The 12,620-nt window shown below is 31.5% G+C and carries 13 protein-coding genes; 11 read left to right on the top strand and 2 right to left on the bottom strand.

Annotated features, from left to right (window positions below):
* Positions 1–146: 146 nt before the first annotated feature.
* The 5 genes from V7719_RS18660 to V7719_RS18640 all read left to right on the top strand — a co-directional run bounded on the left by V7719_RS18660 (position 147) and on the right by V7719_RS18640 (position 4,659).
* Complete coding sequence (locus V7719_RS18660) at positions 147–530, top strand: YHS domain-containing (seleno)protein (protein ID WP_335731456.1); 384 nt, start codon at positions 147–149, stop codon at positions 528–530.
* Positions 531–777: 247 nt separating this feature from the next.
* Positions 778–1,233, top strand: a complete 456-nt coding sequence (locus tag V7719_RS18655) for a hypothetical protein (protein WP_335731455.1) — start codon at positions 778–780, stop codon at positions 1,231–1,233.
* A 489-nt stretch (positions 1,234–1,722) separates the two neighbouring features.
* On the top strand, positions 1,723–2,592 hold the full coding sequence (locus V7719_RS18650; RefSeq protein WP_335731454.1) for a formylglycine-generating enzyme family protein: 870 nt from the start codon (positions 1,723–1,725) through the stop codon (positions 2,590–2,592).
* 378 nt (positions 2,593–2,970) lie between these two features.
* Entirely contained in the window at positions 2,971–3,930 is a 960-nt protein-coding gene (locus V7719_RS18645) for a hypothetical protein (protein ID WP_335731453.1), read from the top strand.
* A gap of 150 nt (positions 3,931–4,080) precedes the next feature.
* On the top strand, positions 4,081–4,659 hold the full coding sequence (locus tag V7719_RS18640) for a hypothetical protein (RefSeq protein ID WP_335731452.1): 579 nt from the start codon (positions 4,081–4,083) through the stop codon (positions 4,657–4,659).
* A gap of 157 nt (positions 4,660–4,816) precedes the next feature.
* On the opposite strand, the gene V7719_RS18635 is transcribed toward V7719_RS18640, so the two are convergent.
* Entirely contained in the window at positions 4,817–5,278 is a 462-nt protein-coding gene (locus V7719_RS18635; protein WP_335731451.1) for a CARDB domain-containing protein, read from the bottom strand.
* 499 nt (positions 5,279–5,777) lie between these two features.
* On the opposite strand from V7719_RS18635, the gene V7719_RS18630 reads away from it, so the two are divergent.
* Both V7719_RS18630 and V7719_RS18625 read left to right on the top strand, forming a co-directional pair.
* On the top strand, positions 5,778–6,707 hold the full coding sequence (locus tag V7719_RS18630) for a TolB family protein (protein WP_335731450.1): 930 nt from the start codon (positions 5,778–5,780) through the stop codon (positions 6,705–6,707).
* Between the two features lie 385 nt (positions 6,708–7,092).
* On the top strand, positions 7,093–8,019 hold the full coding sequence (locus V7719_RS18625; protein WP_335731449.1) for a hypothetical protein: 927 nt from the start codon (positions 7,093–7,095) through the stop codon (positions 8,017–8,019).
* Positions 8,020–8,290: 271 nt separating this feature from the next.
* On the opposite strand, the gene V7719_RS18620 is transcribed toward V7719_RS18625, so the two are convergent.
* On the bottom strand, positions 8,291–9,148 hold the full coding sequence (locus V7719_RS18620; RefSeq protein WP_335731448.1) for a LytTR family DNA-binding domain-containing protein: 858 nt from the start codon (positions 9,146–9,148) through the stop codon (positions 8,291–8,293).
* Between the two features lie 212 nt (positions 9,149–9,360).
* Between V7719_RS18620 and V7719_RS18615 the strand changes: the two genes are divergently transcribed.
* From V7719_RS18615 to V7719_RS18600, 4 genes are all read left to right on the top strand, one after another.
* Positions 9,361–10,200 carry an alpha/beta hydrolase gene (locus V7719_RS18615; protein WP_335731447.1) on the top strand — a complete coding sequence of 280 codons (840 nt, stop codon included), beginning with the start codon at positions 9,361–9,363 and terminating at the stop codon, positions 10,198–10,200.
* Positions 10,201–10,206: 6 nt separating this feature from the next.
* Positions 10,207–10,617 (top strand): hypothetical protein, encoded by a 411-nt coding sequence (locus V7719_RS18610; RefSeq protein ID WP_335731446.1) that lies wholly within the window; start codon positions 10,207–10,209, stop codon positions 10,615–10,617.
* Between the two features lie 249 nt (positions 10,618–10,866).
* Positions 10,867–11,652: a DUF6090 family protein gene (locus tag V7719_RS18605; protein ID WP_335731445.1), complete on the top strand. Its 786-nt coding sequence runs from the start codon at positions 10,867–10,869 to the stop codon at positions 11,650–11,652.
* A gap of 143 nt (positions 11,653–11,795) precedes the next feature.
* Positions 11,796–12,419 carry a Type 1 glutamine amidotransferase-like domain-containing protein gene (locus V7719_RS18600; protein WP_335731444.1) on the top strand — a complete coding sequence of 208 codons (624 nt, stop codon included), beginning with the start codon at positions 11,796–11,798 and terminating at the stop codon, positions 12,417–12,419.
* The last annotated feature ends 201 nt before the right edge of the window (positions 12,420–12,620 follow it).

Genomic DNA, 12,620 nt, shown 5'->3' with positions numbered 1-12,620 from the left:
TACAAATTACTATCTTTAACTAAGCGGAATATTCTAAACGAAATTCCCGCAAATAACAATACACAAATCCGTTGGCATTCATTAAAAGACACAAAACCAATCATGACAACAATTCAATATACTTTTAACCTTGAAAATTTAATACTATGAAAAAGAAACCGCAATATCTAGAAAAAGGAAAAGCGTTGAAAGGGCATGATCCCTTAAGTGTGTACGATGGAATAGCAACTATGGGAGACGAAAACATCACTTCTGTTTATGAAGATGCTATCTATCAATTTATAACTTCTGAAAATAAGGTGATATTTGATAAAACTCCAGGTAAATACTCCCCTAAATATGGTGGTTACTGTTCGATTGCTATAAGTGAAGGAAGCCTTGTTGAAGCAAATTCACATAGTGCATTAATTCAAGATGGCGACTTACATGTTTTTTACAAAGATGATGATGAAGACACTCAAGACGAATGGAACGAAAACCCAGTTGAAAACAAAAAGCGAGCAGAAATTGAATGGGCAAAACTCATATAATAATCTTGCCATACATGCAAATCATCAAACATTTTGACTATTCATCTCTAAAGTTATTTATTAAAACTTAACTGAATACTTAAAATTGAAAGATTAACGAAATGCCAACAACGTGTATAATTAGTTGCTTTGGCTGGCTAAGCACAGGATATTTTCTTACAATTCACTATATTGTATGGCGGAAAATGAATCGCGTACTTTTTCGCAACTAACAATACACAAATCCGTTAGGCACAATTAAAAGCTTATGAAAACATCTAGAAACCTCTTTCATTCAATTCTAATGATTTCTTTATTTATATCCTTGTTCTCAGGTTGCAATGATTCCCCTGATACTTATGTTTATTTAGGTAGTCAAATGCCAAAAACATATGCTGAAGAAATAAGGAGTCTGAACCTTTTAGAAAACAATGAAAAAATAAAATACTTTTATTCTGATGGTTTTTATGATATCAAAGAGGGGTTTTATTTTGTAACTGACCAAAAACTTGTAGCCTATAATGAAAGTTGGGAAGAACCTAAAACTATTATATTCTTTAATGAGATTATTAGCCTTGATGTAGAATATAACGAGTCTTTTTACGAAGACAGTTTTATTATGGTAGAAACAAATGAAATGGAATTAGATTTTCCAGTCTCAAGCGAAAGAAAAAGGGATAAAGACTTCTATAATTATTTATTAAAAAAATCAAACTTAGACTGAGTTAAATAATAACAGTGCCTAACAACGTGTATAATCAATTGCTTGATTATCTCCTACTTGGAAATTCCTTCGGAATTTCCTACTGGTTCGTTTTCTTTTATTAATTTAGTTCTTGCCAACGCAACAAGCCATACACGAACACGTTAGCCTTCATTATGATCTGACCTAAAACAAGGTTACAGAATTCTTAAACCACTTTTTTTTGACTTATTAATTGTGTCAATAAATCTGGACTTTATTAGTATTGAATAACACTCACTTAATTTATTTCACAGATAACAAACTAAAACAAAATTTATAAAATTCGAGATACATTCTTCATTCTAACTAACATAAAAGGATTTCCTGAAATATTAGTCGTTCATGTTCCATTATTAAAAAAACAATTCTGTTGAATGAAAATAATGAGTAGATGAAATTGAAAAACTAGACATAACAAGTGCCAATACCGACATTACCGAAGTCAAAATATATTTTATATTTGCCCATATGATAAAAAACCTAAAACACCTTCCCCTACGAATGCAATTGATTTGTGGATTATCAATAAGTATATTACTGCTTGTTGGACTCTTTCTTTGGCGCCCTTGGGAAACACATAATGCCTTAAACAATTTAGCAAATAATTCAATAGAAATGGTTCACGTTGCAGGAGGCACATTTAATATGGGTTGTACATCTAAAAAAGCAAATTGTATGGAGGTTGAAAAGCCAGCACACAAAGTAGTATTAGATGATTTTTACATCGGAAAATATGAGGTAACACAGGAACAATGGCGTAACGTGATGGAAGTGAACTCTGAAAACATAGAACTCAAAAATTGCAATAACTGTCCGATAGAAAATATAAGCTGGGAAGAAGTTCAAGAGTTTATAAAAAAAATAAATACAAAAACGGGAGAGGTATATCGCTTGCCCACCGAAGCCGAGTGGGAGTATGCAGCTCGTGGTGGCAATATGAGTAATAATTATCAATTCTCAGGCGGTGATGTACTTGATAAAGTTGCTTGGTTCTGGAAAAATTCTGGAGATAGTATTCTTGAAGGTGATTGGGATTGGGAAACAATCAACAAGAACAATGGTCGAACACATCCAGTAGGAAGAAAAGCTCCTAACGAGCTAGGGTTATTTGACATGACAGGCAATGTTGGAGAATGGTGTCAAGATTGGTATAATTCAAAATACTACAGTAAGAGCGCAAAAAATAATCCTCAAGGCCCTAGTGATGCTGTTAACCGCGTTAATAGAGGTGGTGGCTGGTTTAGCGATGCTAGATTTAGCCGTGTGATAGATAGACATAGCGACAAGCCAGATCAACATTTTAACTTTATGGGCTTTCGACTGGCACGTACGGAGTAAAAGGCTTTATAGATCTCATTAAAAGAGACTAAAAAATCCGAATATGTGTAATATGAATTTTGAGTCATTTAACAAAGACTTAAATAGTCTCCAAATTTCAACTGGAAATAATTCAAATTTGGAGATTGACCAAAATGAATTAAAGGTTGTTTTTAAAAATTTAGTGATGAAATAACGAAAGGCTAACAACGTGTATAATTAATTGCTGGTTCTCTGTGTACTCGGAAAATCCTACGGATTTCCCTCTGGTTCGTTTTCTTTTACTAATTTAGTTCTTGCCAACGCAACTAACCATACACGAACACGTTGTGTGCAATTTGCACAAAAATATGAGATAAACAATCTATTTTGTACAATACTAACTAATTAAAGCACAGAATGAAGACACTAAAGAAAATCAATCACCAGCATTTTGGAATCATGTTATTTATGCTTATTACAATTGCCTGTAAAACTGATAAAAAATACGATGTACAAACAGATACTAAAAAAAAGGAAAACAACGTTATTGAAGTGATTACCAGAAGTATGGATTTCCAGACAGCAGACACCTTAAAATCTGGGTGGAATACCTTTGCATATAAAAACCTGTCTGGTGAAGTTCATTTTTTCATAATGGATAAATTACCTTCTGACTCCATTGTTGAGAGCGACATTAAGGACCATTTGTTCCCTCCGTTTGATGATGGCATGAAGTATTTAATTGAAGGGAAAGCAGATAGTGCAATGGCGGCATTTGGTAAAATACCTACTTGGTTTAATGAAGTAAAACGATATGGTGGTACTGGATTAATATCGCCAGGTAAAACAGCGATCTCAAGTATCAATCTGGAACCTGGCAAGTATATGATGGAGTGTTACTTAAAGGCTGTTAATGGCGAATGGCATACATCCCATGGTATGTGGAAGTTTATAACCGTAGTTGATGAAACTACAAATTTTTCTCCGGATGAAGCCGATCATACTATTAGTGTATCAAGTACGGATGGATATGCTTTTGATACGCAACCTAAATCAGGAATAAACAGATTTAAAGTAGAGTTTATTGATCAAGTTCCTCATGAGCATTTTAATGGTCATGATGTTAATTTAATTAAATATGACGCTTCAGCAAACATTGATTCTTTAGTATACTGGATGAATTGGATGAATCCCACTGGACTAAGGACACCTACACCAAAAGGCTTTACTTTTTTGGGCGGAATGAACAATTGTGAAGCCGGCGAAATAGGTTATTTTGAAGTCGATTTAGAGTCAGGAAACTATCTTTTAATTTCCGAAACACCAAAAGCAGATGAAAAAGGCATGCTAAAAACCTTTGTTGTGAGTGATAAGTAAAAAACTGCACACAACAACATGTATAGTTCATTGCGTCTGATTTCCCTTTCGGAAAATCCTCGCTGCTGAACAATGGGTTCGCCCCTATTTGCTATCTTAGTACTATCGCAACGAAACCATACACGAACACGTTGTAATTAATTAAAACTATTGAAGAATTTAAAAAGAATAATTTTTCCAATATTATCACTGTTTCTTTTCTACAGAACCATTGAGTTAATACGTTATTTAAACTCAAACTCGTCAAACGAATTTAGTATTCTAGAAATCGTAACTATTTCTTTTCTTCTAACTCTTTTTATTACAGGAATATTTGCATTTATTGGTTTTGCATACCCGACAAATAGAATATTACCAGAGTCTTATTACAAAATAAAGAACCCGAAGCTTGTTGAATATTTATATAAAATACTTGGATTGAAATATTTTAGGGTTATTCTTCTTATCACTTTTTGGGGTAAAAAAAAGAATCGTAAAAAATATTTTAATGGTACAAAAAAAGGATTGATTAATTTTATTTATCAAACCAAGCAATCCGAATTTGGACATTTAGGAGCTTTTTTTTTGATTTTAATATGTTCGATTATTCTACTATTCAATCGACTTTATTTCATTGTATTAATAATGACACTATTGAATATAATCGGAAATGTTTATCCTATAATACTCCAAAGATTTCATAGAATAAGAATTGAAAAAATAACTAATTACAACACCGTGTATAATTAAATGCTACAGTTTGTTAAGACGAGGAACTTCTCCTACAAATTAATATCTTTAACTAATCGGAATATTCTAAACGAAATTCCCGCAAATAACAATACACAAATCCGTTAGCAACAATTTTTTGATTTCGAAAATGAATTCTTTTACGTCATACTGATTCCTAAAATGTTGTTTTGATGGTGTACGTCTGACTTTCATTATTTGATTCGTTAGTTTCTTTAATTACATTATCTGGATCAACTTTAAATTTCAATGTATATGTTGCATTCTTAGAAACAGGCGTATATTCAACTACTACCTCTTTTGTTTCCCCTGCTTTTAATGAATTGAAACCTCTTCCGACGATTCCTGGACCTCCAACTGATATGGCATGATTATAGTCGCCTCTGCCAATGTTTTTAACTTTAACTGCAAATTTGCATTTTGTTTTAGGTGCAACCATGCCCTTTGGACTTACTGAGCTTGAAATAATCATGAGATCGGGCAATTTGGCACTTACTATCTCTTGTGGTACTTCCACAACGGGTGGTACTTCTGGTGTTATTTTTCCATTGCGATCTTCCTTTTTCTGACCACAAGAAAAAAGAATGATAGTTGTCATAATAATAATTGTTTGTTTCATTTTCATAATGTTAATATTTATGTTTGAACCTTTTCTATTCTTGAACGCGATATGCTTTCTTTTGTCAAGTTGTGAAGTAAGTTTTAGCATAGTAGGAGTTCCTATTTGATCCAAATGCCAGATACCAGATACCTTTTATTTCACTGGTTTGTTTTTATCTTCACGTTCAGCATCGAGTAAAACGATACAGTTCTGTCCCTTCTAAGTTAGTGAAAAACGGATAACACTACAAAAAAAGTAGATGGTATGTTCAATTAGCAATTGAAACGAAAAATCAGGATTCTATTATTTCTGCATTAAAAAAGATTTCAACTGTGAATTATTGGAAAATTAGAATAAAACAGTTGCTAACAACGTGTATAATTCATTGCTTATGCAATGATTACTCGGAAAATCCTACGGATTTCCTTCAGGTTCGTTTCTTTTTGCTAATTTAGTTCTAGCCAACGCAACGAAACCATACACGTACATGTTACCAAACATTATAAAAATTTAAACCTTGAAAAATTACCACTTTAAATTATTAATACTCGTATTTACACTATTTTTAAATTCCTGCAATACTAAAAATCAGAAATCAAAAGACAGTGATTCACCAACTATAGAAAACCCTTATTTTGGACAGAATCCACCAGACTTAACTGCTGAAATTTTTGCTCCTGGTATTGTTTCTATCAGTGGAAGATATGACTACGGTATTTCGTTTTCCCCTGATTTAGATGAAATGTATTTTTCAGCAAATAAAAAAGGTGAAACTGCTGATATCTATTTTTCAAAAATCGAAGATAAAAAATGGAAATCGCTTCAAAAAGCGAATTTTACCAAAGGACAAAAAGATGCAGAAATGGAACCATTCTTCACCGCTGACGGTAAAAGAATTTATTTTACCGGGTATAGCTCTGGCTTTAAGGATGAGGAAATATGGTATGTAGATCGTTTTGGCAATGGGTGGAGCAACGCAATAAAACTTGATTCACCTATAAATGACGATAATGTGATGTATTTGACGCAAGCGAAGAACGGCGACGTTTTTTATGACAACATTTCAAAACGAAAAATGTATTCTTCATCCAGTAAAAATGGTGGATTTCCCGAAGTGCAGGAGGTTGATGTTGAAATTGGATCTCATGCTTTTATTTCCTCATCTCAAGATTATTTATTGGTACAAGCTCAAAACAAAGAAGATAAAAAAAGAGGCAGCGATATTTATGTTTATTTTAAGGAAAAAGATGGAACATGGTCAAAACCAATTAACCTTGGAAATACAGTAAACTCTAACTTTGGTGAAGCAGTTCCTAGTGTCACTCCAGATGGCAAATATTTATTTTTTAGCCGATATAACGAAGAAGGCGGAATATCAAATTTATATTGGGCTAGCACAGAAGTTATCTATAAGTTAAAAACGGCTTATTTTAAGAAAAAACAATAAATTTAGTAAACATAATTTTGATGCTAAATCAATATACGTTTGGTAACAATGTGTATAAAACATAGCTATTAAGTGCTAAATCGAAAGGTTGGTGCTTGTTTGTAAAGAAAGCCAAATTTTTAAATTTGGCTTATAAAATTGATAAATTAAAAACAAAATATAAAAATTCGGCTCTGTGTTAATCCGAAAAGTTTGCGTCTTTTTACACGCTACGTTTCATACACAAACCGTTACCAAACATATTATAAAAATAGGGAATACTACTTTCAAATGAGATTATCCGTAAAAAAACATCCTTTTTAGTGTTTTATTAACAAGAATATATGGTGAATAATTGTAGTTATGCATTTATTATTATAATGCTAATAATTAAAAAGTTTGAACAATGAAAAAAGTCTGTTTTATTTTAATACTTGTATTCTCAGTATTTTTTAGCTCCTGTAATACTAAAAAACAGAACTCAAAGGACAGTGTTTCGCTTACACCAACAATAGAAAGCCCTTATTTTGGACAGAAGCCACCCGGCTTAATTCCTGAAATTTTTGCACCTGGCATTATTTCAATTAGTGGAAGACACGAAATGGGTGTTTCGTTTTCTCCTGATTTAGATGAAATGTATTTTGCTGTTCAGAAAAAAACAGGCGTACCCGCTGAAATCTATTTTTCAAAACTCGAAGATAAAAAATGGACACCGTTTAAAAAAGCAAATTTTACTAAAGGTAAAAAAGCCGGAGAAATGAAACCAACTGTCAGTCATGATGGTAAAAAAATATATTTCTCCGCTTATAACGCTGACTTTACTGACAATAGCATTTGGTATGTAAACCGTCTGAACAATGGTTGGAGTGATGCAATAAAACTTGATTCACCTTTAAATGAGCATGATGTGTTTACTTCAACTTTCGCGAAGAACGGAGATCTTTATTATACCAATTTTTCTAAAAGGAAAACCTACTATGCTCCTAATATAAATGGTAAATACCCTAAGTTTCTGGAAGCTGAAATTGAGTTTGGAGTTCACCCCTTTATTTCCCCGTCTCAAGATTATTTAATAGTAGATGCTCGAAACAAAGAAGACAAAAATCAAAAATCGGATCTTTATGTTTATTTTAAAAAGAAAGACGGTGCATGGACAAAACCAATAAACCTTGGCATTACAGTAAACTCAACGTTTGATGAAAAAAGTGCGAATGTCACTCCAGATGGCAAATATTTAATTTTTAGCCGACGTTCCGAAGGAGGAGCATTAAAACTTTATTGGGTGAGCACAGAAGTTATCCATACGTTAAAAACGGCTTATTTTAAGAAGTAAACATAAATTTAGTAAACATAATTTTGATGCTAACATAATATACGTTTGGTAACAACGTGTATAATTAATTGCTACAGTTGGTTAAGAAAAGGAACTTCTCCTACAAATTACTATCTTTAACTAATCGGAATATTCTAAACGAAATTCCCGCAAATAACAATACACAAATCCGTTGCCATTCATTGAAAAAAATACTTCCTAGAAATAGTTTGACTAAAAACAAACAACTTGACTTTGACAACTTCGAAAGTTATTATATTAGATTTAAAATTTATTCTAATAATGATAATTTTTCGGTAACTGCTTTTTTATAAGATCTAGATACTGGAACTGGTTTTAGACTCTCATTCAATAGTAATTTAAACCCTTGAGAATTACCAGTCACGCTAATAACTGCTTTTAAATTCACAACATAAGATCTATGACATCGGATGATGTTTTCATCTTCAATTTGCTCTAGGGCTTTAATTATAGACAAGCGCAATAAACTTTTTTTTGGCTCACATTCTTTAAGCTCGGTTATAGTTATATAATTTTTTTCGGCTTCAATAAATTGTAGATCCTTAGTATTTGTATTAACAATATCATTAACAATATTTGATTTTAATTGAATTGCAATACCATCGTTTAAAAGTTTTTTATCTTTTAAAACCTTAGATAAATCCTGTGCTTCTTTAAGTTTATTTTTCAACAACCAATTATTAACACTTACCACTCTTATGCTAATTGGTATTATTGCTAGAAAAATAGTGAAACCTATAAATTTGAAAATGGTAAACATATTGAGGTTTATATCAAAATTATATTTTGCAAAAAGGATTATTGCGATAATGTTAATCGTTAAATAAACAAGAACTCTAATAATTTCTTTCCACACACACCATTTTTCTTCATTAATAAAAGGCCTGATTACATATAAAGAAATTGCAATATTTATTAATGCAGATAAGAATACAACTAGTCCAAAACCTAAAATAGTTGATGAAGCTACTTTTTCTAAACCAAAGGGTTTAAAGAAAAAGAATATTAAAGTTGCTAATAAGCAAACTTTTAAAGTTGAAAGTATTTCTGGTACGAAACCTCGAGTGTACGGAAATGGATCCTTAATCTTTTTTATTATCAAATTCAAAATAGTCATTTATTAAAATACTTCACAAAAGTAAATACATCTGATGTAATAATCATGTCTTTGGTAACAATTGTAATTCATTGGTGTCAAAAGCAAGTCACTCATAACAATATTTCAAAACTACTACATAAAGCCTCTACATTGCACCAAAATTAAAAGGATTAGTACAATCCATATTAGAAATTAAAATATTAATTTAAAATTAACAAAAAATGAACAAAAGAATTTCCGCCGTATTAATTATGAGTTTAGTTTTTGCTTCAAGTATTTGGGCACAAAATTCTATGGACTTAAGTAAAATGAAATCTAGTTTTGAAAAAAGAAGGCCAACATTAGATATTATGAGTGCCAACCCCAATGACTTTAATTTAACCTATGAGTCATTTAATGTGACAACAAGAGATAGCATAAATATAGCATCATGGTTCATTCCTAATAAACTAAAAAGAGGAACTGTACTTATGGTGCATGGATTTGATATGAATAAAAGCCACATGCTTAAACGCGCTTCACTCTTCCATAAAAAGGGATACTCTATTATATTACTCGACTTAAGAGCAAGAGGCGAAAGCGGTGGTGACAAAGCAAACACAGGTAATAAAAATGCCTTTGAAGTTGCAGAGGTCTATAACTATTATAAAAATAGTTTTGCAAACTATGGAAATATTACATTGTATGGATTTTCCCATGGAGGAAGAGCTGTCATTTTTGGGGCCAGCATGATAGGTAAGGTTGAAAAAATAATATTAGAATCTCCACCGTATCAACTTGGTGAAAGTTTTAAAAGACAATATAGAATGCCAAATGCACCAAAGATAAGCGAAACTCCTATTAATGATGCATTAACAAATATTTCAAATGTTCCTCTATTATTACTCATTGGTGATTCAGATACAGCAATTATTGAATCTGAAGCGATGACCCTTATGGAATATTCTATCAATGCGAAAAGTAAAGTTGTGATATTTGACAATACAGCACATTATGTGTTTTCTGATAATAATATAACTAAGTACGAAAATGTTGTTTTCGAATTTATCTCTAACAATTAATCAATTATGAAAAAATCAAATATCAAACTTTTGAAAATTGGAGCGATCCAAACTATTTTAATAGCTTTCTACCATTTTTTTATTCCATTTCAATTTAATTGGGGTGTCTTTCTAGCAGAAGGCATACCAACAATCAACTGGTCCCTTTATGCGCTAAATAACTATTTCAGTTTTAATTTACTTACTGTAGCATTCTTTTTGCTTTACTATATATTGTTTAAAAGAGAACATATGCAGACCATTAAAGTTTTATCTATAATTGCAATGCTATTTTGGTGCTTTAGTGCGATATACCAAATTTTAGACCCGATGCCGCTACCCATATCCTTAAGTTGGTTAGGGTATGTACTACCAGGGCTCGCATTAATGAATATAGGTGTATTTAGTGTCCCATTAAAAGAATTATTAAAACTTTAAAATATGAACAAAGTTTATTTCTTAATCGGATTGATATTATTTCCGAATTTAACTGATTAAGGAAATCAATCATTCGAAATAAAAACAACGAAATGGCAACAACGTGTATAGTTCATTACTTGTTCTGTGTTTACTCGCAAAATCCTATGGATTTTCCTCTGGTTCGTTTTCTTTTGCTAACTTAGTTCTAGCCAACGCAACTAACAATACACTAACACGTTGTGCTTCATTACCACAAACCATTAACCAATGATTAAATTCTTTAGAAAAATTAGACAGAAAATGCTGATAGAAAATAAATTCAGCAAGTATTTGATTTATGCAATTGGAGAAATTATACTTGTAGTCATTGGTATTCTTATTGCGTTACAAATTAATAATTTAAATGAACAAGGAAAGTCTGATGCACTAACCAGCACTTATTTAAATAACTTAAAATTGGATTTACTATCTGATTTATCAAGAATTGAAAAAAGGAAAAAAGAAATAAAATATTTTGAAAAAGAGGGATACTACTCTCTAGATGTCATTGATGGAAAAATAGAAACGATTGAGAAGGAAAGATTTTTGAAATCACTTATCTGGAATAATCATTATCCCATTTTTCAACCTTCTAGGTCCACCTATGACGATTTAATAAATAGCGGAAATATAAAGTTAATAAAAGACAATGATTTAAAAGTTGCCTTATCTAAATATTACATGCAAAATGATTGGTGGGAGCAGTTTGGACAAATGGCAAAAGATACTCATTGGCGTTTGATGCGTGAAGAAATGTTTAAAGCTGTAGACCCATTTATGATGAAAGCTTTTTATGAAGCGGAATATTATCCAAATAAAGAACCAGTGGTAAAATACGAAGATATAGAAGTTGATTTTGAAAATATAGGAGCAAACAAATCGTTAAAAAATGCAATTAAAAGAGTCTTATCATTGAGAGTATGGAATTATCACATTATGAATGTTTCCGTAGAAGAAATCAACAAAATTTTAAACATTCTAAATAAAATAACGAAAGCACAACAACGTGTATAATTCATTGCTAGTACTCGCCTACTTACGAAAATCCTCGCGGATTTCCTATTCGGTTTGTATTTACTAAATTAGTTGCTTAACCACGCAACTAACCATACACAAGCACGTTGGTAACAATTTGAAATAACCATCCTATCTAATAAATGAAATACTATTTATCTTCCTACAAATTTGGTGACAAAATTGAAAAAATAAAGAACATACTTCCTCAAGGCGCAAAAATTGGTCATATAAATAATGCTAGAGATTGGACAACTGCAAGTCCAGAAATTAGAGATAGCCATTTAAAAGAAGAAATGGAATTTATCGACAATTTAGATTTTATTAGTGAACATTTAGACTTAAAAAATTATTTTGGAAAAGAGAATGAATTAAGGGATAAAATTGCTTCACTAGATGGAATTTGGGTTTGTGGCGGAAACGCTTTCGTTTTGAGACAAGCAATGAAATTAAGCGGATTTGACAATATCTTCAAAGAATTGCAGAAACGAGATGATTTTTTTTATGGAGGCTATAGTGCTGGAGTATGTATCCTCTCGGACTCATTAAAATATATTCAATTTGTTGATAACCCTAATGATTTTCCTTATAAAAATGTTACCGAAACAGTTTGGGAAGGATTAAACCTATTCAGTTACGGAATACTACCACATTATGATTCGGAACACTCAGAATCAGAGGAAATTGAAAGAGAAGTCAAGCGATGTATAAATAACAAATGGCTTTTTAAAACATTGAGAGATGGAGAAGTTATAATAATAGAGTAAAAAACTGTTACCAACAACGTGTATAATAAATGCTTCACTCCTACCTCAATTAAAAATTATATATTTAAACAACTGATTTGCTACAACTGAAAATCCTGCGGATTATAAGTCGCACAAATCATACACAAACACGTTAGCGGTAATTTAACATAACCCTAGAGTCAATGACAAAGAAAGTATTAATTTTAGCTGGTTTTATAA

Origin of the sequence: Psychroserpens sp. (assembly GCF_036960315.1) — a bacterium.
GTDB lineage: Bacteria > Bacteroidota > Bacteroidia > Flavobacteriales > Flavobacteriaceae > Psychroserpens.
The sequence above is the reverse complement of the archived record's forward strand: the minus strand, read 5'-3'. Positions and strand labels throughout refer to the sequence as shown.